This window comes from Pseudomonas sp. G3-39, assembly GCF_054790485.1.
Genome location: NZ_CP186497.1, coordinates 2,647,394 through 2,670,874, shown reverse-complemented (window position 1 = coordinate 2,670,874; position 23,481 = coordinate 2,647,394). Strand labels below are relative to the sequence as shown.

The following is a 23,481-nucleotide window of genomic DNA, read 5'->3' as shown; positions in this document are numbered from 1 at the left end:
TCGGCATAACTAGCCATCCGCCAAAATATTGGATAAATGCATGAATATCGATGATTTGAAATTCCAAACACTCACTAGCAAACACCTCAAGCCTTACGCGAAAAGATCGCCCACTGAAACAATGCAGTTTTTAAAGTGGATTCTTGAGAATATTTTTCGACTCGATGCGCAAGACGCGGATGATGCATGTGTTGACCAAAAGCAAGACAAGGGTGTAGATGCACTACTAGTAAATGACACTCTTGAAACAATCTATATTTTCCAATCAAAATTCCGGAACTCAGACAAGTCCACTCTCGGTGACACTGACTTAAAAGAATTCACCGGAACGCTTGCCCAGTTTAAGACTCCCGCGGCGATTGATACTCTTCTAGCAGGAAAAGCTCATGAGGGCTTGAAAGCGACTATCAGAAGAATCGGCTTGAAGGAAAAGCTTGCAGCAGGGTATTCGGTCGAAGGCATTTTCTGCACAAATGCGAGTTTGAACGGTGAAGGAAAAGACTACCTTAAGAATGTAGACGACATAACCGTTTACGATGCGGAAAAGATTGTTATTGACTTTGTCGATCTCGACGCAGATTCAGGCATTGATGAGACTTTCGAATTCAACACATCAGACACTGAAATAATAGACTATCAAACTGCTGATGGTGTTACAGCCAAAATATTCTTAGCAAATGCTCTCCAATTAACGCATATGCAGGGAATCTCTGACAGTAGACTATTTAGCCGAAATGTCCGTTACTCACTCGGAAACACAAAAGTAAATAAGAGCCTATTGTCGAGCATAAAAGACAAGAAGGAGCACAAAAACTTCCCCCTATACCATAACGGCATAACTGTACTTTGCGATCACATGGAAGCCACTAGCGCAGATAAATTATCAATATCTAAGTATATGGTGGTCAACGGCGCTCAAAGTCTTACCTCCCTGCTGAACGCAAAGAACAGCATTTCGGCCGACTTAAAAGTCCTAGTAAAAGTTATTGCGTTAGGAGGCGACGAAGAACTAACGGATAAAATAACTCAAAACAGCAACAATCAGAATGCGATCAAAGCTCGGGATATGCGATCAAACCACGGCATTCAGCAACGCCTTAAGAAAGAGGTTTCCACTGGCAAAGCTGGGAAATTCACTCTGCAAGTGAAACAAGGTGAATCCGTTCAGAAAGGCTGGACGGCAATTTCCAATGAAAATGCGGGACTCGCAATACTGGCACTTGATTTGGCTGAACCTTGGAGTTGCCACCAAAAGTACAAGGTGATGGATGACTCATACTCGAAGATCTTTGGAAGAGCTGACGTTACAGGATCTAAGATCATTGGACTCTACTCTGCATTAAATTCTATAACTGATACACTCGATTCATTCGACGACCAGCTTTTCGGACATTACACACTAACAAAATACTTTTTGGCATACGTTGTCGCTGAAATCATTAAGGACGACGATGTAGGTAAAAAAGTTTTTAGAAACCTCAACTTGATAGTTGAATCAGGCAAACTTGAACTTTTCTTGGATGTATTTACTTCGCTAGCGAACACCACCGTCTCCGACTTAAATGCTGAAGTAGAAGAGCTTCGGGAGAATGAGGAGGGTTTCGACTACAAACGTGACCTTAAAAGCCCTAAGTGGTGCCGGGCAATGTGCGGCAAACTTAAAGCGGCATACAATAAAGATGTTAAAAGAAAAAAGGCCGAGCCAGTTTCCGTTTTGATGTCAGACCTCATTTAAAAATAGGCCGCCCTCCAAAGGGCGGCTTGCCTTCCCCGAGTCAAAAATACTCCCTAGCACTGACGTAACCGTACAATCGCATCTGTAATCGCTTTCGCATTCGTGTCCAGGGTCTCCATGGCGATCAGTGCGTTATCGGCGACGCTCTTTACGCCATTCCCTGAAAGCCATTTCGTTATCTCCTCTATTGCCGCCCCCAGAGCATGCTGGTTGTGCAGAAGCAGTGTCAGCGCATCTGCCGTGGCGATATTGGAGTCTGGGCTATTTGGCATGAGCGTCTTCCTTGGCGAGGGGTTTGAAAAGCTTAGTTCATGCAACCGGATCACACTGCCTTGGGCACTCATTCATGGGGTGGCTGTCTCGCACCAAAATAGCGCGCCAGTCCCATCTCAGTCCCATATGGCCTTTTTTTAGACACCAGAAACCACAAACCCCCGACTTTCTCTAGGAAAATAAGGGGTTTGCGTTTACTGAATGTGGCGGTGAAGGAGAGATTCGAACTCCAACAAACTTTTGCCACCATCAATCTCTTCAAGATTCATCGTTACTGTCCGCTTATGGCCGGTAGTGGTCGCTCGTGAGTGTCCGCTATTGGCCCAGAGTGTGTAAAAACGCTTCGCCAAAATTGAAGTGTGCGCGTCTACGTTAAATCTGAAATTTATCGGCACGTCAGCAGATGTGGATTTCGCGCAGAAGCGCGATTTTCAGTCCGGTTTTCATTACCTGTCGCGCTCAAAAACGTTTTTACACAGCCTCGGCCGGTAGCGGTCGTTAGCCAACGCCTGTTTTTGGCCGTTTCCTGCATGTCACGACTGACAAGGTTGGCTGCAAAAATCCCACTTCAGATAAAAGTCGCTTTCCATCAAGAGCAGTTTCTCTGCAGCTATGAAATTTGGGACGACCATAAGCCTACTCAAAACGCCTAATAGCCGGCCAAATCGTTTCCGCAAATGAGTGTCCCCCCCTTGATTTCAGAGGCCTCCAAGGTATTAATAAATACTGCCTAGCGGAAACTAATACCACTTAAAGCATTGAAAAATAAGGATTAATCTTCGGACTTGAAAACCGTCGACTGTAACAGGTCCATGAGTTCGAATCCCATCGCCTCCGCCATATTTGATACGACAAAGCCCTGATTATTCAGGGCTTTGTCGTTTCTGGGGGTTGAGGAAATCAATCGGCCGTCTCGTTTGGCACGGAAGCGTTCTCTGGAAGGCGTAAATGCCCTCCCGCCAAGCTTAACCAGCAAATAAAGATCTGCCGAATCAAGCGGCATACGGAAAAACACGGATGACTTCTTTCAGAAATGCTGGTTTCTGGGGCAAAGTTTGGGCTTGTGCGTGAGTAATGTTCCTGCTGCTGACTTCCGGCGATTCCGGCGCTAACTGGATGGATATAAGCTCATCCGGCCGCAAGCGCGTCTTCAGTCCTGGCTTTCTCGTGCTGTGCGTTTTTGTAGCGGTGATTGAGTTGATACTGCTCAACCACTTCTACGGTGCGCAAAACTGAAGACGAGATAGAGCATTCTTTCCACGCGGCTCGGCGTCATCACGCGGTGTTGCCTTCCTGATGCGGCAGATTTATCAGGCTTCAGTTCTTCCTGTTTTCACAGCAGCGTGAAAAACTGCGCGTTCTTTGTCACCCATTTTTTGCCTGCATTGATGGAACGGCCGATGGACATCATGGATACCCAGCAAGAAAACACCCTCGAAAAGTCACTCAGACTGGCGGCGGATGAACCCGCCCACCGACCTGATTTTTTCAAGACGCTGCTGAATTCGGATATCTACGTCCTCGGCACCGCCGGCACTGGCGAAGGGCGAGTCAACCTTGAGGCAGGCAGCAACATCAGCATTGCGCACTGGCAAAAGCCCGACGGCTCCGCTGTCATCCCGTTTTTCACTTCGTTGCATACACTACGAAGATCCATAAACAGCGAGGAGTCCTATATAGAGATCCCGGCCAGATCGCTGTTTGAAATCACGCTGGGCACTCCTCTTTTCCTCAATCCAAAGTCTCCTTACGGGAAAGAGTTTTTCCCCGAGGAAGTGCGCTACCTGCTCTCCGATGAGATCGGCCAGGGACCGGTGCAGCGCACGGTCGAAAAGGACACTCAGGTACTGCTGGGACAGCCGTCGCAATATCCCTCGAAGATGGTCCATTCGCTCAAGCAACTACTCGCCAGACATCGCAATGTGAAGCGCGCGTTTCTGGCATTGATGCATGACGCTTCGTCTGACCAAAAGCCTCATCTGATCATCGGGATCGAAGCGGACGGCGATTTTGAACAGGTCATGCGCGAAGCGGGCAGCGTTGCCGCGGACTTGGCTCCGGATTGCGAACCCGTTGACCTGTACCGCGTTCATGACGCAGATTCAGGCCTTAGCGATTACTTGCTCAAGCAAACCACGCCCTTCTATGAACGGAAGTCGGCAGGTTGGCTGCGTTCATTGTTTGGTTTTGACAAAGCATGAAGGAAGTCCAATTGCACGACTCCAAATATCTGGAAGACCTCCGCTCCCGCTTCAACGCTGGAGAGGAGCTGAACTATGTCTTTTTCTGGGGACACCAGCGAAGCAGGCACGGAGTCAGCGCTTCGTGCTTCAGCCAGTGGTTCGAAGCCGAATTTGTTGTCGACGGGCAACGCTACGCGACTGCCGAACATTTCATGATGGCAGAGAAAGCAGCCTTGTTCGGCGATCAGGACATTCGCGCTCAAGTGCTAACGGCGCCTACGCCCAACGCGGCCAAGGCGCTTGGCCGCAACGTGCGCGGATTCAACGAGCACGATTGGTTGCAACACCGATATGCAATTGTCGTCCGGGCCAACCAGGCCAAGTTCTCGCAAAACCCGGAGTTGAATGCATTCCTCAAGAATACCGGTTCTCGCATCATCGTTGAGGCCAGCCCGGTTGACAGCATCTGGGGCATCGGACTCGCCCAGGATCACGTAAACGCGAATAACCCCAACCTGTGGCAAGGCCTGAATCTGCTGGGGTTCGCGCTGATGCAGGTCCGCGACGAAACATGATTCGCCCACGTCGCAGTGGCGAACACCGCGACGGGCGTACCGCACAGAAGCCGGGCAGCTTACGCGACCGCCCTCTCGTGCTCGCTTTTCCTTCGGGACGCTCAAACAATGAATGGGGGCGGACGCAGTTCCTGACGCGAAAGCTGGCCGGAGTGAGTGCGCTGATGAGCTTGAATGTTCTCGCCTACAACTTGAAACGGGTCATGAAAATCATCGGTGCCTACGGTTTGATGCAAGCGCTAATGGCCTGAAAAAGGCTGATTTCGGCCCATTCCAGAGGCTGTAAAAACAGCGTTGCCGTGTTCCAAGCTACGAACGATATGGCGCGTGACATGACCGTGCGATCTCTCGGTCAGCAAATGTCACTGCTCGACGACGATGAGGTTCATGGTGTTTTACACACTCTGGGCCGATGGCTGGCGCTCAGGAGCGACCGCATTCGGCAAAAGCGGTCATAGGATGTTTACAAAGCCGGGGGGGGATTCACTCACGCACCACCATGATTAAGAAACACTATGGCAAGCTGATCCCATCCAATGCTAAACAGATGACCTCGCATGTCTCAGAACCGATGGGATTTGGGAAGGGGCTGAAGCGGTAAGGAGGTAGCGGATTTTGCTCCCAAATTGTCCGTCTTATGCCCCCGAGGCGATTTGAGCATTAAAAAACAAAGAAAAACCCCTGTAACTCATTGAGCTACAGGGGGGGCTTATGTGGAGGGGAATAGGGATTCGAACCCGTTCCAGAATAGCACAGACGCACAAATAGCTAACACAGTCAATATGATACGCACCCACCACTGCACTACTTACTACTATATCGCACAGCTCTTTTGACATTCCACGCACGCCAAACTATATGCGTGCGCTTATACCAGTAAAGCAGAGCGCAAAGACAGGGGAACAGGAAGCAACTTCACAAGTTCTTGTCCCACCTCTATAAACTTCACTAACTGCTCCAAAGTTTTAGTAAATTTATCCAGATCACTGATAGTCTTTTTAATTTCAAAGTTTATATTACTTAAAGAATCCACCTTACTCTTAATTTGAGGCGTCGTCGTATCGAAATAAGCACGAACCAACTTCCTCTGAAAAACATCTAAATCATCACGTATATCATCTAAAATAAGTCGCTTTGGAACGCCAGGATCAAATTCGGTTGATAGCACATCAACCCTAACTATCAAGTCACCAACAGCCCTAATCAAATCAGTGTAAGAAATAATATCAGAAGACATAAATCATCACTCCTTCCCGGAACGTAAAACCTTAATGGAATCAGCTATCACCGTCGCACTAGATACAAAAGCATCGACAGCCTCCACTAGTTCAGAAAAATCCTGAGGGTTCTTTGGGCTTTTCGCATAAACGACTAATTCCTGATGGGCTTGAAGCATTGCATCAAGACCAGGTCCAGCACCTAGCATTAGTTGTAATCCGTCCCAATCCTCCTCAGCCTTTTTAATCCCTGAAATATTCTTCTTCAGCTTTTCCGCATCAGGAATTTTCTGAGTCAACTCTAGATTATAGGCATCAACAGCGGATTTTCTTGACAAACTCAAAGAATTGCGACGGCGCTCATATAAATTAGCCATATCATCTTTAATTGAAACTATTAGTCCTTCAACAGCACTTTCAGATGACTTTATTGCCGAATCTAGAGCCTTTTGAATTTTAGCTTCCAAAGTAAGTTTTGTTACCTCTGCCACCACGCCTGCAAAAGCAGTTGCTTTAGCATCTACCGTATCAGGAGCGGTATTATTATTAAGTGACAAACGAAGACCCTTGACAGCATCATCAAGTGAGTTTGCTGCGTCCTTTGCTCTGTCAGGAGCATCACTACTTGCAAGAGCCAACAATAACTTACCGTGTTTTGTCAAAGCGTCTAACGCAGACATACGAACAGCCAAAGCATCAGCGCTAATTACACGCCAATCTCCTTTATCAATTTCACTAAGCGAAATACGCTCTCGCTTAGCAAGATGAGCATTAAGTAGACTATCGTACTCTCTACTGTTTGCCAGACCATACTCAGTGCGCGCTCCTTCGATAACCACTGTCGACGCCTGCTGATATCTAACAATTGGCTCTCGATATAATGCAGGCTTGGGACAACCAGCAAGCATAAAAACAGTAGCCACTAGAAAAGCAAGTTTCGATCCAGAACTAAAATTAGGAGTTAATCGCATAAGATCGCTTCCTTGCACATTAATTTTATGGATATCTCTGCAAAGGCAAAATGACACTAGTCAATCAAAATCACACTGTCCAATATTTTTTTAAATAAAACGGAATAAAAACCTGGGTGGCCATTCCATAACGCACATACCGCACATCAAAAAAATGGTTCTTCATGGAATACGGAACAAAAAATGGCAAAAAATGGGGGCGCAAAAAAATGGGACCAAAAAAATGGGGACGGATTTATTTCTCAGAAAATAAATCAGTCCCCTTTTCTCTGAGGCACGGATGAACATTCGCCATCAAATGCTGATCGGCGACTACTTTCAGGTGGGTACACAGGTCATTTAAATCCGAGCACTGGTCAATGCTGCGTAAAAGGTGGTGGGGTGAGACGTGGTTTTCCAGATTGAACGAGTGCTGCTCCCCTTCCGGTAACAACCCAATCATGCTGTTCATCCCCGCGCTCACTGACAGAGAAACTCTGCCAGGGGAATGGAGAGGTGAAGCTATTTTTTGACAGAATCGGCCAATTGCAGACTATGGATACACTGCTAGGCTCCATGGTATGGCCAAAAGCTATGTCGCCTTTCTTGCTCACCGCATGTCGTTTTTCTGGCGCGTTACACAGATTGAACAGTGAGCTACGCACATGCAAGGAGCGCAACCAGACACAAGTAGCGGAAACTGTAATGCGCTTAACTGCCGCTCACTTCGTTCGCCCTTTGGCTTAATCGTTGCTCCTTATGAAAACGGTCCCACTTTTCAGTCGCCTAATCTAAGGCTCTGGGTGGAAGTTCCAACCGTACGCTCTGATGGTGGACAAGGCACATGGATAATCACGTTTTAGCGCGCATAAGCGTCGCACTCCTTTTTTCCGTTCTGACAGGATGCTACTCGACCATCCGAGTTCTGCCAGATTCTCCATCTGCCACGCCGATTGCCGGCGGCGACTTCCCCATGGCCGTTGTCTACTTCATGGCCGACAATCAGGAGAGAGAGCTGTTCGGCGATCCGACGTACTACTCCGCGCGCCTTGCGCAGGACACCAGCGACGTCGCCATCCGCTCCGTCGAGCAGGATCTCTACACCAAGTATGTTGCCGAGTCGGTGATGCGGAGAATTACTCAGCAAGACGGGACTCCACCGGTGATCCACCTAGGCGATCTTTTGGACTATTCATGCCACTCCGAATTTAAGCGCCTTAAGCGCTTGTCCTTTCTATCTGCTCCAAACGTCTACATTGCCAAAGGTAATCACGATGGAATTTTTCAGGGGAACATGAGTTATGGCGGCTGGATGGGAACGGCTTGGCTTTACATCCGAAAAATTACTGTCAACCACAGCATCGATCCCTCACTTGAGGGGCACTTCAACGCCGTTTGCGGCCAGCTGGATGACAATCCGCTTGCATCTGATGCCAACAGACTGCGCCCATTTCCAGATGCTCGCGAATGGCCGCACCAGTTCAACTGTGATTACCTGCGGTTGAAGAGCGGCGGAAAACTCCCACTTGCAATTGATACCTTCTGCAACGCCTCGGACTATCACCGACGCGTACTTGTGGCGGCGGGCAAAGCAACACCTCCGCTCGTTAATTCGCAGTTGACTGTCCACACCCCATACGAGTACACGGCAACAATGAACACCGGCAACTCGGTGAATAAATGGAACAAGGGCTCGCTGCTCCAATCCGTACGCGTCCCCCTTAAACAGCTTGGCAATGTCACCAGTGCGGAGCTTGGTGTGATCCTGCTCGACACAACTGATTGGCCCAGCGTGCCGAGCTTTAAGTTTCTGTCGAAAGAGTCGAACTCCAATGTCGGCACTATTCGCCAAGGCCAGCGTGACCTAGTCGTAGAGCAGCTCAAGTCATGGCGGGACGATCCGACGCGCAGCGTCAAGGCGGTAGTGCTGACCGGCCACTATCCGCTTCGCGCCCTTGACCGCAGTTCGGCACAGTGGATGCTAAAGCTGCACGACGAGTTTCCCTTCGTAACCCCTGTCTACTTCAGTGCACACACTCACGAGGGATACACCGCTGTGGGCGACGACCAAGAAGTGTCGAAGGGCGTAATCCGGGAGATCAACGTCGGCTCGCTCATCGATGCACCCGTCCACTACCGTAAGGCGATCTTCAGCTGGGACGCAGAACGTTCGCGTTTGCTGCTTACATCTGAACTGCGTACCCCCTGGACGGAATTGAACTGCGCGGCCGACGGGTCGCCACAAGCCAAAGCAGCTGCGGCAGGTCGGGTTTCAGCCGAAACATACGCCCACAGCAAACGCTTTCAGCCGCAGCAACAATGGTGCGAACGCCTAACGTTCGCCGGTAGGTCCATGCGTGACCTCGCGGGGCAGGCCGTCGAAGAAAAGGACTACGCCGAGTGCACAGGTAGTGCGCTGCGCCCGACACCTGATTTTTTGACCCGCTACAGAACCGCTCAAGCATCTATGGACGCTTCGCTCATTGGTAACATTGCCGAGCAGGAGCGCCTAGCATGCGCCGCTCTCGCTGGCGGAAAAGTTTTTTCGTTCAATAAGAACCACAAGCCGCCAGAGACCGTCAGCTATGCCTTCGATTTGGCAGGAGGTGTTCCGAAATGACTAAAATGGCGACCACTAAAATGGGAACTGATTTATATTTTGGAAATAAATCAACCCCCTTTTTTGTCCGTACCCTTTTTTGCTCCCTTTTTTATGCGCACAAAAAGGAGCCATAAGGGACGCCTTCGCCGCCTGCCTCAGTTATACCCTCCTGTCCACTGGAACCAACTGGCGGTTCAAGGATGCTGATGTCCCGATTTCCGAACGACTGCGTGTCAACTCGCCTGAGTGTATACGTGAGTATCGTCAATGCAGGATTGGGCATCGCGCAGGGGCCGGGGGCGAGCGAAGAAGAAATCAGTCAGCGCCTGCATCCTTCACGTCGATTTGCGTAATACCCACCAGACTGGCCTGCTCCAGTATCTCTTCAGCAGTCGAGTCAGCTGTTGGCATGATCAGACTGTTCTCAGCATCCCCAAAATGCAGTTCCAGCAGATGCATGGCAGCGTCGTGAATGGAGAGCTTCGACTGCTGCAACGCGAGTTGATGCGTACGGGACTCGCCGTTGAACAGGTACTCGATGGTGTAATTGCGCATTAATAACCTCAAAATCAGAGTGGCAGATAACTACCCTGACTTACCGGTCAATCGTTAGTTCAAGCGGATAAATGTTCTGCAGCTCAACTGCGAGAAAGTGTTTTCAGCCGCTCGACCAAAGCCGCTTCAAAAATGACGTACAGCTTTTCAGCATCGCCGGCACGCAGAACCTCGCTGGTTTCCAGCCCAAGCACGAAGCCATCCGCACGAGCCCCCGCCTTCACGGCGATGATCATCGAGTCTGCCCGGACAATCTGCGCCAGGAGCCGATCAGCTTCACGTTGCATCTTTTCGCTCAACACTACGCCTTCCACTTTCCTCACCTTTCATTCAATGCGACATCCAACATTTATGAGATCAAGGCTACGCCGCCGATAACGGCGCCTCAAGCCGCACGCCAATGACGCTTCGCTATTGCAGCCATCAGGAACCTTTGATGTGAACGAATCCATTTTGTTTAGTATCAAAATGAGCAGTTTCAAAAGCGTTTAGCAGTCGCCAACTTAAAAAAATCATGACCGGAGAACAATGCATGCCCCTCAGTGACACCATTGACAGAGCGTTGCTAAGCGCAGAGGAACGTTCCTCTATCGCTGAAATTGAAGCTACAACCAATATTCTGCAGCTTGTTACACGCATGACCGGGACGCGGTTCGCGGCGATCGCGAAATTCACCGAGACTGACTGGATCGTCTGTTCCGCCTACGATCCGATCGAGCTTGGGATCAACTCCGGCGACACGCTGGAATTGGAAACCACGCTGTGCAGTGAGTTTCGCAGAGACCCTCAGGTGCTTTTCGTGCCGCAGATAAGTCGCGACGGCAGATTTTCCACACGCCCCGTGGTGAAGCAATATTTGATTGAAAGCTACGCAGGCGCGCCCATTTTCCTTCCTGACGGACAACTTTGGGGCGCGCTGTGTGCGTTGGACTCCAGGGCGGTGATTTTCGACGACCCGGATCTGGCGGATACGTTAGGCCTGTTCGCGAGACTGATCGGCTGTATCTTTTACGCGAATCTGACGGAGGCCGGCAGCGGCTACAGCCAGAACGTTTCAAGCGTTATCGGATAATCAAGAAACAGCCCTGAATATTCAGGGCTGTTTCATTTGTGGCCTGTGAGAATTTTGCTCCACCCTGCTACAAGGTGTAGGAAACGCCGACCTGCACGGTTCGCGGCGCCCCCGGGTAGGCATAGACGTTGCCGAATGCGCCCTCTTCATAATCACGGTCAAAGAGGTTTTTCACGTCGAGATTGAGCCGCACCTTGTCATTGATCTTGTAGAAGCTGAGCAAGTCGACAACGGTATAGCTGCCCATCGAAAACGCGGTGTTGGCGGTTTGGCCGGCGCGCTCGTCGACGTACTTGAGGCCAGTGCCCAGGCCCAGTCCCTTGAAGGTGCCGTCCTGAAACTCATACATGTTCAGCAGGCTGAAGCTGTTCTTCGGGATGTTCATCAGCCGCGTGCCAGAGCGCAGCACGTTGTCCTTGGTTACCTCGGCATCGACATAGGCGTAGCCGCCAATCACCCGCCATTCGGGAGTCAGGTTGCCGGCAACGTTGACGTCGAATCCACGGCTGCGCACCTCGCCGGCCGCAACGCTGAAGGTCGAGTCAACCGGGTCGGTGGTCAGCACGTTACGTTTTTCGATCTGATAGATCGCCGCGTCGACGCTCAACTGCTGATCCAGCGCTTCCCACTTGATTCCCATTTCATAGGACTTGCCCTTTTCTGGCTCGAACCCTCCGCCCTGGCGACTGGCGCCGGTGTTCGGCTTGAAAGAGCGCGCCGTATCGGCATAGATCGCCAATGTCTCGGTCAGGTCATAGGTCACGCCGATGCGCGGAGTCACCGCGTTGTCACTGGCCTGCCAGCTCTTGCCACCGGGCACGTAAGTTTCGTAGTCATGTTCGAAGCGCTCGAAACGCGCCCCGGCCAACACCTTGAGTTTATCGGTCAACGCCACCTGATCCTGCACGAACGCGGCATACGTCTTGAGGTTTTCCTTGTCGTGTGTCGGCGTGCGGGTGAGCGCCGGGCGCGGCTGGCCGTAGACCGGGTCGAAGATGTTGATCGGGTACGCACCGACGGCGCCGCTGGAGCGCTGGATGATCGACTTGTAGTCGTAATCCTCGTACTCGATGCCGGTGAGCAATGTGTGCTGCAAACCCGCGGTATCGAAATGCCCGGTCAGGTTGAGCTGGGTATCCTTGTCGGTCCACTCCAGCTTGCGATAGTTGAAATTGCGCCCCAACGTGCGGCCGTCATCGGCAATGCCATTGGCCTCGATTGCGTTGCCCTTGAGCGAACCGTCGAGCCACTGGAACCCGCCGCCCAGGGTCCAGTCGTCATTGAGCATGTGCTCGAAACGCAGTTGGGCCATGTTGTTGTCGTTATGCAGTTTGCCAGCGTCTTTTTCGCCGAAAAAACTGTCGCGCGAAGCGGTTCCCGTCTGTTTTGCGTAACGGGTAAGGCCGCGATCCAGAGGCGCGTTGTTGCGCATGAAATCGCCTTCAAAAATCAGCTTGGTCGCGTCGGTAGCCTGCCAGGTGAGCACCGGTGCGATGCCGTAGCGCTCGGTTTCGACATGATCGCGGAAAGTATCGCCGCCCTCGCCCACAACGTTCAAGCGATAGGCCAGACGCCCTTCTTCGTCGAGCGGGCCGGAAGCGTCAAGCGTGCCGCGTTTCATGCCCTGATCGTTGAGTTGGCTGCCCAGGGTGACGCTGCTTTCAGGCAACGGCTGCTTGGACACCACGTTGAAGGTGCCGCCAGGATCACCTCGACCGTAGAGCATGGTGGCCGGGCCGCGCAGCACTTCGAGGCGTTCGATTGTGTTGGCATCCGGCATGTTCGGATAGCCGCGGTTGATCGGGAAACCGTTGCGATAGAACTCGCCGGTGGTGAAGCCACGCACGGTAAACGTGGTCAGGCCCTGACCACCAAAGTTGTTCGCCCGCCCCACGCCGCCGGCGTAGTCCAGCGCGTCCTGCAATCGGGTGGCGCCCAGATCTTCGACCGCATCCTTCGAGACGACACTGATCGATTGCGCAGTTTCATGGATCGAGGTGTCGGTACGCGTGGCGCTGGCCGAGCGCGTCGCGCGATAACCCTGCACCGGGCCGTCCGCCCTTTCGTAATTCGCCGTACCGATGACATCGGTTGCGTCCAGCTCCAGCGTTGAGGGTGATGCCCCCGTTTGATCAGCCCAAGAGGCAGGCGACAATGCTTGCAGCACACAAATGGAAAGCAGGGTTCGACGCATGGAGAGGGAAACCTTTACGAATAGGCCAATGCAGGGGGTGAATCCGCCAAAAAACTCCCGCGCATGCTATACAAAATTATTCGCAATTAATACAGATTCCCATTAACAACAGTTGCTGCTGTCAATGCGGCACCGTCGCTCTGCGCCCTGCCCCGCCAAATTCTCAGGTTCCGCCCGAAAGCCCCTCGGTGGCCTGGGCGAACCTCGCGCCGGCCTTGCGCACCAACTGGCGCCATTCTGTTGCTGTAATCAGCCCTTCCTGCTCCATGGTGTCGGCCATTTTCAGCAACTCGTCGTATTGATCCTCGGCGTCCATACGGATCTCTGGCTCTTCCAGTAATTTTCGCCAGGCGGCCAACGCCTGCTCTTTGCGAATGTCGCTCATGGTCATTACCCCCGGACTTGTAAGTCGGTAGAGGGCTGCGGTTCTGGAGTGTTCAGCGGCGGCGACTGACGGCGCGACAGATGGTTTTCGTTGCGGCCTCGATAAATGACTCGACGACGCCCGGGCACACCACCGTGACGCGGATCTTGTCCGTTTTCTGGCGCAAATCATCCGAGATAGCGCGGGCTGCGAGCTCGGCGAAGGGCTGGATGGGGCGAGTGCCTGCTATCGAGTGGGCTACGAAAGCCCGTCGCAATTCAGTCGCCAGTTCGGGTGTCCGCCATCAAGAGACACCCAGCGGGTTCGCCGCCCGGCGTGAAAGTCCGCCCGACGGCGATCTATCGGATTAATGCCCACCAATCACTTCACAAACCGGTTACGCCCCAGCGTCTTGGCGTTATACAGCGCCTGATCGGCGACCTCGATCAACCCTTGCAAGGATTGCAGTTGGGCCCCCGAGGCCGTAGCGATGCCGATACTCACACTCAGCCGGCCGAATGGGCTGGACGGGTGTGCGATGTTCGCTTGCTCCAAGCGTTCGAGGATCAACTGCGCGACCACTGCAGCACCGTCACTGTCGGTGGCCGGCATGATCACGCTCAGCTCCTCGCCGCCGTAACGCGCCACCAGATCCGACGGGCGCCGCACACAACCTTCGAGGATTGTGCCGACCTTCTGCAGGCAGGCATCGCCGGCGACATGCCCGAACGAGTCGTTGAACAGCTTGAAGTAATCGATATCGATCATCAGCAACGCCAGCGTCGTGCCGTCACGTTGTGCGCGTCGGGCTTCCATGGCGAGGCTCTCATCGAAGCAGCGCCGGTTGGCCAGGCCGGTCAGGGCGTCCTTCATCGCCAGTAACTCAAGCTGACGATTGGAGGAAAGCAACTGCTGCTGCGTCCCGCGCAATTGATCTTCAGCCCTGGTACGCCTGCGAATATCGAGAATCAGAAACCAGCCGATGAGCCCGGTAAGCCCCAGCAACCCCGCGACCACCACTGCCGACAGCCAGGCCTCCATGCGCCACGCAGCAAGGGCTTCGCGCTTGCCGAGGGCGACAGTGGTGATCAGCGGCAGCCGGTCGCTCTTGCGGAAGGCATAGAGCCGCTCGACGCCATCGAGGCTGGAAGTAAATGACGCGGTGCCGACCGATCGATCGACCAGATACTTCTCATAGATCGGCGACTTGGAAAAGTTACGCCCCATGTCCTGCTCGCGGAACGGATAGCGCACCAGCAACGTACCGTCGGTATAGGACAAGCCGATAGCACCCTCCTGGCCCACATCGATCTTGCCGAACAGGCGCAGGAAGTTTTCGATACCCAGGGTCACCGCCACCACACCGGCAAACTCGCCGTGCGCATCATTGAAACGGCGGCTGACGGTGATCACCCACTCCTGATTGGAGCGACTCTGGATCGGCGGACCGATAAAGGTCTCGCGGCTCGGGTCGTCACGATGATGGATGAAATAAACACGATCACTGCTGTTGGCCCCGGCCGGAATCGGTCGGTTGGAGGACATCAGCCAACGGCCCTGATTGTCGTAGATGGTGATGCCGCTGAGCTGCGGCATCAGCGGTTCCTGGCGATTGACCAGAGCGCTCAGACGCTGGATCTGCGCGGGGCCACTGCCTTCGGTTTCCAGACGTTCGACGATCCCGAGCAGCAGCAACGAACTCTGGCGAACGATCCCTTCGGAATAAGTCGCCAGCGCCTGGGTCAGGTTCAGGCCATGAACGTTTACCTCCTCCAGTGCGCGCTCTCGAGAGGCCAGCACTTTCCACACCGTCAGTGACCCGAGGGAACAACCGATCACCAACAACAAAAGCACAACCAGGCGGGTATCACGCTTCACATTACTACCTTTGGGAAAGTCCGGTTTCCGTTCCTGCGGCGGGTCGACCGACTCGATGACTGCGGCCGCGTGTCCTTGTCGCGCGCAAGGATACAAGCAGCACTGACTCGCTGCAGCAACAGATTATGTGACGCAAAAAACGTACTTCTGAATTGCACGGCGTCGTCCGGAAAAAAAGCGTGCTAAAGACTTCAGGAAGGACTTGCGCTTGGCGAAACAGCGACAAGAATGCCAGACCAAACCATCGCCAGGCTTTCAGAATCCGCTTGGCGCCCACCGTCAGAAGCCAACTTTCTGACGCCTGTTTCACGACCCTTTCGTGATGTGTTGCCAAGCATAAAATTTTGGCACTTTTGCACAACAAGTTGACATCCAAAAGCATGCCACGGGCCACCGATATCATTAGAGTATGCGCCCTTAAAAAGGAAAGGACTCTTGATGACTCAGTCACTCTCACGGCGCGTTGTGGCGATTACCGGCGCCCTGGGGAATCTCGGCGAGACCCTGGCGGACATGGCCGCAGCCCAGGGCGCGGATCTGGTGCTGATCGATCAGGCGACGATGGCGATGCCCAGTTCCCACAATCGACTGGTCCTGTCCGGCATCGATCTGACCTCCCTTGCCGATTGCCAGGCAGTCGCCCACCAGATCAACCGCTATTTCGGACGCCTCGACGCCCTGGTCAACGGCGCCGGCGGCTATGCGTGGGAGCCGTTGCTGGGCAGTGCGATAGAGGCCTGGGATCGGCTCTACTCGCTGAACCTTCGAACCGCATTGAACGCCAGCAAAGCCTTGCTGCCATTGCTGCTGCAATCCTCGGCGGGACGCATCGTCAATATCGGATCGAGCATGGCGGCGAAGGCCGGGCTGGGCATGGGCGCTTACGCCGCGTCGAAATCCAGCGTTTTGCGCCTGACCGAAAGCCTCGCCGAAGAACTCAAGGACATGAGCATCACGGTCAATGCCGTGCTACCGAGCGTGCTCGACACCCCGCAAAACCGTGAAGCCATGCCCGACGCCGAGCACCAGCGCTGGGTGACGCCCGCACAACTGGCGGCGGTCATTCTGTTTCTGATCTCGGAACAAGCGTCGGCCGTCACTGGCACCGGTATTCCGGTGATCGGGCGCATGTAGGGTCTATTGACGCCGCGCGCCTTGGCGACGTCGCTTTCTTCACCTTTCGGAAAAGCAAGATCACCGGATTACCGGACTTCCCCTCCCCCCATGCGACCCGCCACTTCCAGCGCTGCCTTCGTTAACCACGTCCTTGATGTCGCCGAACAATACGGCTGCGATGGCGACTGGCTGTTGCAGCAGACCGGACTCTCACGCGAGCAGTTGTCCGACTCGATCGTGCGCATTCCCATGCGCCAACTGCGTGCCTTGCTGGAACTGGCGGCGCTCAGCAGCAACCTGCCGCATTTCGGCCTGCTGGTCGGCGCCGCCGTACGCCCGGGCACCTACGGCGTACTGGGTTATGTGCTGATGACCAGCGCGACACTGGGCGAATCGCTGAATATGATTCTGCGTTTCGGCAAGATCGTTTACGACAGTCCGTCCAGCCAGACCCGAATCGTCATCGGCGACGGCCGCGTGACCCTCGAAGATCAACGCATCAGTGAACTGGAGCCCTATTGCGCCCTGCATCAGGAAGCGCTGATGGTCGGCTGGGCAGCGTTCGGCCGCTGGTTGATCGCGAGTAATCAGCCGATGCTGGAAGTCCGGATGATGCATTCGGCGGTGGGCGAACCGGCGCTGTATGAACACTTCTTTGGCTGTCCGGTGCAGTTCGAGGCCGGTTGCAATGCGCTGGTGTTCGCCGAGTCGACGCTCTCGACGCGGATCCAGGGTGCCGACCCGCGCATGCATCGCAGCATGTTGCTGGAGGCCGACTGGCAGTTGTGCCTGTCGTACCCGGCATTTTCCGTGACTGACCGCTTGCGCGCGCTGCTCACCGAACAATTGCCGACCGGCGATTTCAGCTTGAAAAGCCTGGCCCGGCAGCTGGCGATTTCGCCGCGCACCTTGCAGCGCAAACTGGCGGCCGAAGGGGAAAACTTCAATCAGGTGCTGGAAACCATGCGCATGGAACTGGCCGACCATTACCTGCGCCGCACCGAGACCAGCATCATGAACATCGCCCTGATGCTGGGTTACTCGCAGGCCAGTTCTTTCAGCCATTCCTTCCGTCAGGCCCGCGGGATTTCGCCGGTGGATTACCGCAAGTTGCTGCGCGCCAGATAAGCCCGATCACGGTTTCAGCTGCAGCAGCGGCTGGCCCTTTTTCACCACATAGGTCGCCAGTTCCACGCCTTGGTCCTGGCCGACGTTCTTCGCCACATGGGCCACGCCAGCCGGGATGAACAGCGAGTCCCCGGCCTTTAGCGTGACTGCCGGCCGCCCCTCCAGTTGATACTCCAGCGTGCCGCTGAGCACATGCGCTACCTCGACACCGGGATGCGCATGCCGCGGCGCGGTGACACCCGGTTCGAAATCGATACGTGCCTGTATCACCTCGCGATCCGCATCGCCCAGGTCCTGACGAATCAGGTCGGTACGGCTCAAGCCCTGCTGCCAGCTCATGGCTTGAGCGTCTGCCGCCTGCGCCAGGCCGGTGAATGAAACCAGTGCGGCCACAGTGGCCAGAATCAGTGTGCGTTGCATGCAATTGCCCTCTCGACAGTCATGGTGTGAAGGCCTGCACTGTGACTGCCGGGTGTAGCGGCCATGTGTCGAAAAACCCGCGTTTGGTCTCGCCGTGTATCACGTGCAGAGCTGGATACACGGCCATACAAAGCACACCGGCTGTGTATCACAGTGTGTACAGACACCCCGGCGATACATGAACTTGAATCACCGCGCTTTTTCGACATGGGCCAGATACGTCAAGGCGTTCAAATGCCTGCAAGGTTTGCCGGGCTCAGCCCGCACCTGCCCCCGACAGGATTGCCAAGGAGACTTCAGCATGAAAAACGCAGCATTCAACCGTATGCACATCCTCGCCGTGACGCTGTTCGGCGCACTGGCGGCGACGCAAATGCCAACGGCCGCCGCCGCGCAGCCGGCAACCGGCGACCACAACGTCAGCTATTCCGCGCCCTCGCCGTTCGGCCCGCTCAAGCATGTGAAGGCCGGGCTGCTGGAGGTGGCCTACGCCGAAACCGGCCCGGCGCAGGGGCCGGTGGTGATTCTGCTGCACGGCTGGCCGTACGACATTCATAGCTATGACAAGGTCGCGCCGTTGCTCGCCGCCAAGGGGTATCGGGTGCTGATGCCGTATGCGCGGGGTTATGGCGACACGCATTTCCTCTCCGATCAGACGCCACGCAACGGGCAGCCTGCGGCGCTGGCCAGCGACGTGATCGACTTCATGGATGCCCTGAACATCAAGCAAGCGGTGCTCGGTGGTTACGACTGGGGCGCGCGCTCGGCAGATATCGTCTCGGCGCTGTGGCCGGAGCGAGTCAAGGCATTGGTCTCGGTCAGCGGCTACCTGATCGGCAATCAGGCTGCCGGGCAAAATCCGTTGCCGCCCAAGGCCGAATTGCAGTGGTGGTATCAGTTCTACTTCGCCACCGACCGTGGCCGGGACGGTTACCGGAAAAACACCCACGACTTCGCCAAGCTGATCTGGCAGCTCGCCTCACCGAAATGGGCCTTCGATGACGCCACGTTCGACCGCAGCGCCAAAGCGCTGGAAAACCCCGATCACGTCGAGATCACCGTGTTCAACTACCGCTGGCGTCTGGGCCTGGTGCAGGGCGAACCGCAATACGCGGCGCTGGAACAGAAACTCGCCAGCGCCCCATCCATCAGCGTGCCGACCATCACCCTCGAGGGCGATGCCAACGGCGCGCCGCACCCGGCGCCTGAGGATTACGCCAAGCGTTTCACCGGCAAGTACCAGTTCCGCCTGATCAACGGCGGCATCGGCCACAACCTGCCCCAGGAAGATCCGCAGGCGTTTGCTCAGGCAGTGATCGACGCCGATCACCTCTGAGGTCGAAGGCAGAAAACGCCTCGGTCTATTTGACCAGGCGTTTTTCCCTGGACGGGCGATAACCGAAAAACGCGCTGTAGCACTTGCTGAAATGGCTCGGCGAAACGAAACCGCAGGCCACCAGCACTTCCATCTGCGACAGCTCGGTGTGCTGCAACAGGCGCCGGGCTTCGGTGATGCGCAATTCCAGGTAATAGCGCTGCGGCGTGGTACCGAGTTGCTCCTTGAACAAGCGCTCCAGTTGTCGCCGCGAGCGCCCGGCGTACACCGCCAGTTGTTCCAGCTCCAGCGGTTCCTCGAGGTTGGCGTCCATCAGCTTGACCACCTCGCGCAACGGTGCACTGACGCAGAGGTTTTCATCCGGTTTGATCCGCCGGTACCGCGACTCCTCGAACGCCAGAATATCCTCAATGCCTTCGACCAGCGCCTTGCCGTGCAGGCTCTTGATCCAGTCCAGCGCCATATGGAAAGCCCCGGACGGACTCGACGCGGTGAGCCGGTCGCGATCGATCACATAAGGTTCGCTGCTGACCTGGGTGGCCTTGGCAATTTCCGTGAGTGCGGGACGGTGTTCCGGGTGGATCGCGCAACGATAACCATCGAGCAGTCCGGCGCGGCCGAGAAACCACGCACCGTTCCACAAACCGGCCAGACTGACGCCGCGCTCCGCCGCCGCGCGCAGCAGGCTGTTCAACTCCTCGCTGGCCTTCAGCTCAGTGCGGTAGCCGCCACACACCACCAGCAAGTCCAGATCCGCAAGGCTGGCGGCGTCAATCCGCGCATCCGGGCGAATCACCAGCCCCAGATCGCTGATCACTTCACCCTCGCCCAGCCCGAACGTGCGCGAGCTGAACAGTCCGGCGCGCAACAGGTTGGCGGTGATGATGGTGTCCAGCGCCTGGGTGAAGGCCGGCAGCGAAAAGTGTTCCAGCAGCAGAAAACCGGTGCGGGTGATGCGGGTCTCGGCGGATTGCTCATTCAGATAGCGGAGGTTTTTGCCCTTCATGCCTCCGCTGAATTGACGTCGTTCGATCAAGGTCTGGCCCATCGGTCATGTTGTTATGCGCCGATAGTTGGCTTGATGGGCCAAAGAGTCAATCACGCTTGTGGCAACTGAATTGGCGGGACCTGATCCGCACGGTCAGACGACCGTGAGATAACCCGCACCGAGCCGGCCTTCCAGACGACCGAACAGCACGTAATGCTGATAACCGCTGGTGAACGCGCCCGTGGAAATCGCGTTTTTGACGTCCTGGTTCATATGCAGGTATTGCGCTTCGTCGAAGTTCTCCGCACTGACTTCGCCGGTTCGCCCAAGCTTTTCGCTTTCGACCGGCAGCCCCATGATCGTGCGCCGCTGGAAGTCGATAATGCGGTTGACGGCGTGACTTTCCAGCGGCCCCCGATTGGATTGGGTCGAGTAGATGTGCAAGCCGTTTTTTGCGCAGCGATTGCACATGTCGACGCAATTTTTCTGGGTGGACTTCAGGCCGGTCAATTGCGCCAGAGGCATGTCCAGATACTTGCCGACCTGGTATTCGGTCTGATTGAAAACGGAACAGCACAAAACGGTATTGCCGTTGCAGTCGAGCACCAGCCAGTCATCCTTGAGCGAGCACGCTTGCTTGGGATATTGACGGACCAGATTGACCAGATCGTCGAAGGGCGGCAGCGCCAGCCTTTTCAGGGTTTCATGATCGGTATCCGTCACCGAAGGGTCGCGCTCGATCAGCGCCAGCGTTTTTTCCAGCGGCATCATCACTGAATATCCGGTGGAGAACTCGAAACCCAGACTCTGGCTGAATTCGCGCATCAGCCCTTCTTCTTCCATGTTGTCCAGATAACGGTGGTAGTAAACCTCGATGCGCGTACTCAAGCCATGTTGCTGCTTGAGTTCATGCAGTTTGATCATGTTGGCCTTGACCACTTCAATGTCGCCGCCCACGTGCCCCTGCTGGTAAGTCTCCTGGTAAAACCCGGACAACGAAATACGGAAGAACCACGGGTTGGCCAGCATGGCGGTTTCCATGTTCTTGGCCAGGTTCAAGTTGGAGCTGATACCGCTCTGCAAACCGGCGGCATTGATGATCTCGACAAACTCACCGATTCGCGGATGGATCAACGGCTCGGTCCAGTTGTACAGAAAGATCGTCTCGACCCCTTCGTTGCGGGCCTTCTCGACGATCTTGCGGAACATGTCGACTTGCATGGCTTTCTTGAAGTTGACGTTTTCCGAGTTGCCCATCGGGCACGAAGGGCAGCTTAAATTGCACGCACCGACAATATCGATATACATATTCATGACGGGTGACGCTCCTTGAGTGAATAGCGGTGCATCCAGAGCAAGCGACTGTCATGGTTGGCGTTATTCGTTAGTTATTTGACAGTCCCGGAGCGCGGCTCAGCAAGTTCCGGGCCATTGCCATGGTGCGCCATCAATTCCACGATCCAATTGATAAATACCCTTAGCTTTTGGCTGATATGCCGGTTCGGCGGGTACGCCACGTAGAGCGGCATCGGCTCGAGTTGCCAGTCCTCGAACAGCGGCACCAACTCACCCCGAGCCTGATGTGCGTGCGACATGTACCTGGGTAACCACAGCACGCCCATGCCGGCCAGACCTGCCGCAAGGTATGCGTTGCCGTCATCGACGGCGAGCACGTGGCGGCCCTTGATCTGCAGGTGTTCGCTGCCATTGTGCAAGGCGTAAGGCACGGGTTTGCCGGTGCGCGCCCAGAGAAAACCGACCACCCGATGATGCGAGTCCTCCAGCTCGCGTGGATGCTGCGGCGTGCCGGCACGGGCCAGATAATCCGGCGCGGCGAAAACCCCGAGCTGAAGATCGGCGACCCGCCGCGCCATCAGTGACTGATCAAGCAATTCGCCGCCGCGCACCACGCAATCGACGTTCTCATCGATGATGTCGACGATGCGGTCGCTGACACCCATGTCGATCTGAATGTCCGGATAACGCGCATGAAACTCAGGCAATGCCGGCACCAGAATCAGCCTCGCCAGCGGGCTCGGCACATCTACGCGCAAGCGTCCTCTGGGCAATGCCGAGGCGCCGGACAGACTGGTTTCGGCGTCGTCCATATCGGCCAACAACCTAATGACCCGTTCGTAATAGATTGCGCCATCGGCAGTGACGTTGACCTTGCGCGTGGTGCGGTTGAGCAACCTGACCCGCAGCCGGGCTTCCAGTTGCTGCACGAGTTGGGTCACGGTGGTCTTGCTCATGTGCAAGGTCTCGGCAGCCTTGGTGAAACTGCCCGCCTCGACCACCCGGGCGAACGCCTGCATTGCATCGAAACGGTCCACTTTGCGCCCTCGAATTGTTTGGAATCTGCAAACAGTGAACGCCAAGCTTGCGCGTTTATCGCCACTGCGCAAGCCCCTACAGTCACTCCATCAGCAACCACCAAACAATGATGGAGACACCCATGACCCAGCGCGACGTCGTTTTCCCGCCAGCCCGCCATGCGCTTTACGAGCGCCATCGTTATTCGCCAGCGATTCGTTCCAACGGTTTTCTGTTTGTCTCGGGGCAAGTCGGCAGCCGTGTAGATGGTTCGCCCGAGCCGGATCTGCAGAACCAGGTGCGCCTGGCGTTCAATAACCTCAACGCGATCCTCGATGCCGCCGGTTGCAGCTTCGCCGATGCGGTGGACGTCACGGTGTTCATGATCGATCCACAATCGACCTTCGAAACCATCTGGGAAGTGGTACCGGAGTTCTGGGGCAGCGCACCGTATCCGACGATTACTGCGGTCGGCGTGACCTGGCTGGCTGGGTTTCAGTTCGAGATCAAGGTGATTGCCAAACTCCCGGAAACCCCATGATCGTAATCCGGGGTAAAACATCGTCGGACACCACTGCTGGC

General features: G+C 55.1%; 25 protein-coding genes and 3 pseudogenes. 13 read left to right on the top strand and 15 right to left on the bottom strand.

What is annotated here, in order from left to right:
* Positions 1–40 precede the first annotated feature (40 nt).
* Positions 41–1,735, top strand: a complete 1,695-nt coding sequence (locus ACOYXG_RS11770) for an AIPR family protein (RefSeq protein ID WP_443532867.1) — start codon at positions 41–43, stop codon at positions 1,733–1,735.
* A 53-nt stretch (positions 1,736–1,788) separates the two neighbouring features.
* On the opposite strand, the gene ACOYXG_RS11765 is transcribed toward ACOYXG_RS11770, so the two are convergent.
* Positions 1,789–2,007 (bottom strand): hypothetical protein, encoded by a 219-nt coding sequence (locus ACOYXG_RS11765; RefSeq protein ID WP_460357870.1) that lies wholly within the window; start codon positions 2,005–2,007, stop codon positions 1,789–1,791.
* Positions 2,008–2,780: 773 nt separating this feature from the next.
* On the bottom strand, positions 2,781–3,023 hold the full coding sequence (locus tag ACOYXG_RS11760) for a hypothetical protein (RefSeq protein WP_460357867.1): 243 nt from the start codon (positions 3,021–3,023) through the stop codon (positions 2,781–2,783).
* 59 nt (positions 3,024–3,082) lie between these two features.
* On the opposite strand from ACOYXG_RS11760, the gene ACOYXG_RS11755 reads away from it, so the two are divergent.
* From ACOYXG_RS11755 to ACOYXG_RS11740, 4 genes are all read left to right on the top strand, one after another.
* A complete protein-coding gene (locus ACOYXG_RS11755) occupies positions 3,083–3,244 on the top strand; it encodes a hypothetical protein (RefSeq protein WP_414888042.1) in 162 nt (53 codons plus the stop codon).
* 164 nt (positions 3,245–3,408) lie between these two features.
* Positions 3,409–4,209 carry an enhanced serine sensitivity protein SseB gene (gene sseB / locus ACOYXG_RS11750; RefSeq protein ID WP_460357865.1) on the top strand — a complete coding sequence of 267 codons (801 nt, stop codon included), beginning with the start codon at positions 3,409–3,411 and terminating at the stop codon, positions 4,207–4,209.
* Between the two features lie 11 nt (positions 4,210–4,220).
* Entirely contained in the window at positions 4,221–4,766 is a 546-nt protein-coding gene (locus ACOYXG_RS11745) for an NADAR family protein (RefSeq protein WP_027613778.1), read from the top strand.
* Positions 4,763–5,017 carry a hypothetical protein gene (locus ACOYXG_RS11740; protein ID WP_414888068.1) on the top strand — a complete coding sequence of 85 codons (255 nt, stop codon included), beginning with the start codon at positions 4,763–4,765 and terminating at the stop codon, positions 5,015–5,017. The genes ACOYXG_RS11745 and ACOYXG_RS11740 overlap by 4 nt, the downstream gene beginning before the upstream one ends.
* Positions 5,018–5,634: 617 nt before the next feature.
* Here ACOYXG_RS11740 and ACOYXG_RS11735 read toward each other — a convergent pair.
* The 3 genes from ACOYXG_RS11735 to ACOYXG_RS11725 form a co-directional block, all read right to left on the bottom strand.
* Positions 5,635–6,003 (bottom strand): hypothetical protein, encoded by a 369-nt coding sequence (locus ACOYXG_RS11735; RefSeq protein WP_097089995.1) that lies wholly within the window; start codon positions 6,001–6,003, stop codon positions 5,635–5,637.
* Positions 6,004–6,009: 6 nt separating this feature from the next.
* Positions 6,010–6,954 carry a hypothetical protein gene (locus tag ACOYXG_RS11730; protein WP_143503126.1) on the bottom strand — a complete coding sequence of 315 codons (945 nt, stop codon included), beginning with the start codon at positions 6,952–6,954 and terminating at the stop codon, positions 6,010–6,012.
* A gap of 235 nt (positions 6,955–7,189) precedes the next feature.
* Positions 7,190–7,405, bottom strand: coding sequence for a hypothetical protein (locus tag ACOYXG_RS11725; RefSeq protein WP_097089993.1), 216 nt, complete (start codon positions 7,403–7,405; stop codon positions 7,190–7,192).
* A 372-nt stretch (positions 7,406–7,777) separates the two neighbouring features.
* Here ACOYXG_RS11725 and ACOYXG_RS11720 point away from each other — a divergent pair, with 372 nt between their 5' ends.
* Both ACOYXG_RS11720 and ACOYXG_RS11715 read left to right on the top strand, forming a co-directional pair.
* Positions 7,778–9,553, top strand: coding sequence for a metallophosphoesterase family protein (locus ACOYXG_RS11720; RefSeq protein ID WP_097089992.1), 1,776 nt, complete (start codon positions 7,778–7,780; stop codon positions 9,551–9,553).
* A 133-nt stretch (positions 9,554–9,686) separates the two neighbouring features.
* A pseudogene (locus ACOYXG_RS11715) lies at positions 9,687–9,849 on the top strand (LysR family transcriptional regulator); the annotation flags it as partial.
* 1 nt (position 9,850) lies between these two features.
* On the opposite strand, the gene ACOYXG_RS11710 reads toward ACOYXG_RS11715, so the two are convergent.
* Together ACOYXG_RS11710 and ACOYXG_RS11705 are read right to left on the bottom strand one after the other, a co-directional pair.
* Positions 9,851–10,090 (bottom strand): hypothetical protein, encoded by a 240-nt coding sequence (locus ACOYXG_RS11710; protein ID WP_027613842.1) that lies wholly within the window; start codon positions 10,088–10,090, stop codon positions 9,851–9,853.
* Positions 10,091–10,173: 83 nt separating this feature from the next.
* Positions 10,174–10,404: a hypothetical protein gene (locus tag ACOYXG_RS11705; RefSeq protein WP_027613841.1), complete on the bottom strand. Its 231-nt coding sequence runs from the start codon at positions 10,402–10,404 to the stop codon at positions 10,174–10,176.
* Between the two features lie 218 nt (positions 10,405–10,622).
* On the opposite strand from ACOYXG_RS11705, the gene ACOYXG_RS11700 reads away from it, so the two are divergent.
* Positions 10,623–11,162 (top strand): GAF domain-containing protein, encoded by a 540-nt coding sequence (locus tag ACOYXG_RS11700; protein WP_460357858.1) that lies wholly within the window; start codon positions 10,623–10,625, stop codon positions 11,160–11,162.
* Between the two features lie 67 nt (positions 11,163–11,229).
* Here the strand turns inward: ACOYXG_RS11700 and ACOYXG_RS11695 are convergent, their stop codons facing one another.
* The 3 genes and pseudogenes from ACOYXG_RS11695 to ACOYXG_RS11685 form a co-directional block, all read right to left on the bottom strand.
* Complete coding sequence (locus tag ACOYXG_RS11695; RefSeq protein WP_460357856.1) at positions 11,230–13,356, bottom strand: TonB-dependent siderophore receptor; 2,127 nt, start codon at positions 13,354–13,356, stop codon at positions 11,230–11,232.
* A 163-nt stretch (positions 13,357–13,519) separates the two neighbouring features.
* Positions 13,520–13,741, bottom strand: a complete 222-nt coding sequence (locus tag ACOYXG_RS11690) for a hypothetical protein (protein WP_027613838.1) — start codon at positions 13,739–13,741, stop codon at positions 13,520–13,522.
* Positions 13,742–13,847: 106 nt separating this feature from the next.
* A pseudogene (locus ACOYXG_RS11685) lies at positions 13,848–13,931 on the bottom strand (oxidoreductase); the annotation flags it as partial.
* Between the two features lie 3 nt (positions 13,932–13,934).
* On the opposite strand from ACOYXG_RS11685, the pseudogene ACOYXG_RS11680 reads away from it, so the two are divergent.
* Positions 13,935–14,060 (top strand): annotated as a pseudogene (locus tag ACOYXG_RS11680) (AraC family transcriptional regulator CmrA); the annotation flags it as partial.
* A gap of 41 nt (positions 14,061–14,101) precedes the next feature.
* On the opposite strand, the gene ACOYXG_RS11675 reads toward ACOYXG_RS11680, so the two are convergent.
* Positions 14,102–15,598 carry a sensor domain-containing diguanylate cyclase gene (locus ACOYXG_RS11675; protein WP_027613832.1) on the bottom strand — a complete coding sequence of 499 codons (1,497 nt, stop codon included), beginning with the start codon at positions 15,596–15,598 and terminating at the stop codon, positions 14,102–14,104.
* A gap of 438 nt (positions 15,599–16,036) precedes the next feature.
* Between ACOYXG_RS11675 and ACOYXG_RS11670 the strand changes: the two genes are divergently transcribed.
* Complete coding sequence (locus ACOYXG_RS11670) at positions 16,037–16,732, top strand: SDR family NAD(P)-dependent oxidoreductase (protein WP_027613831.1); 696 nt, start codon at positions 16,037–16,039, stop codon at positions 16,730–16,732.
* Positions 16,733–16,822: 90 nt separating this feature from the next.
* Positions 16,823–17,842 (top strand): AraC family transcriptional regulator, encoded by a 1,020-nt coding sequence (locus ACOYXG_RS11665; RefSeq protein WP_027613830.1) that lies wholly within the window; start codon positions 16,823–16,825, stop codon positions 17,840–17,842.
* A 6-nt stretch (positions 17,843–17,848) separates the two neighbouring features.
* Here the strand turns inward: ACOYXG_RS11665 and ACOYXG_RS11660 are convergent, their stop codons facing one another.
* Entirely contained in the window at positions 17,849–18,262 is a 414-nt protein-coding gene (locus ACOYXG_RS11660) for a cupin domain-containing protein (protein WP_150367870.1), read from the bottom strand.
* 301 nt (positions 18,263–18,563) lie between these two features.
* On the opposite strand from ACOYXG_RS11660, the gene ACOYXG_RS11655 reads away from it, so the two are divergent.
* Positions 18,564–19,598, top strand: a complete 1,035-nt coding sequence (locus ACOYXG_RS11655; RefSeq protein ID WP_460357850.1) for an alpha/beta fold hydrolase — start codon at positions 18,564–18,566, stop codon at positions 19,596–19,598.
* Between the two features lie 25 nt (positions 19,599–19,623).
* On the opposite strand, the gene ACOYXG_RS11650 is transcribed toward ACOYXG_RS11655, so the two are convergent.
* From ACOYXG_RS11650 to ACOYXG_RS11640, 3 genes are all read right to left on the bottom strand, one after another.
* Complete coding sequence (locus ACOYXG_RS11650) at positions 19,624–20,646, bottom strand: GlxA family transcriptional regulator (RefSeq protein WP_460357847.1); 1,023 nt, start codon at positions 20,644–20,646, stop codon at positions 19,624–19,626.
* Positions 20,647–20,739: 93 nt separating this feature from the next.
* Positions 20,740–21,900: a radical SAM protein gene (locus ACOYXG_RS11645; protein ID WP_027613826.1), complete on the bottom strand. Its 1,161-nt coding sequence runs from the start codon at positions 21,898–21,900 to the stop codon at positions 20,740–20,742.
* Positions 21,901–21,974: 74 nt separating this feature from the next.
* Positions 21,975–22,919 carry a LysR family transcriptional regulator gene (locus ACOYXG_RS11640; RefSeq protein WP_460357844.1) on the bottom strand — a complete coding sequence of 315 codons (945 nt, stop codon included), beginning with the start codon at positions 22,917–22,919 and terminating at the stop codon, positions 21,975–21,977.
* Between the two features lie 122 nt (positions 22,920–23,041).
* On the opposite strand from ACOYXG_RS11640, the gene ACOYXG_RS11635 reads away from it, so the two are divergent.
* Positions 23,042–23,440, top strand: coding sequence for a RidA family protein (locus ACOYXG_RS11635; protein ID WP_285375766.1), 399 nt, complete (start codon positions 23,042–23,044; stop codon positions 23,438–23,440).
* The last annotated feature ends 41 nt before the right edge of the window (positions 23,441–23,481 follow it).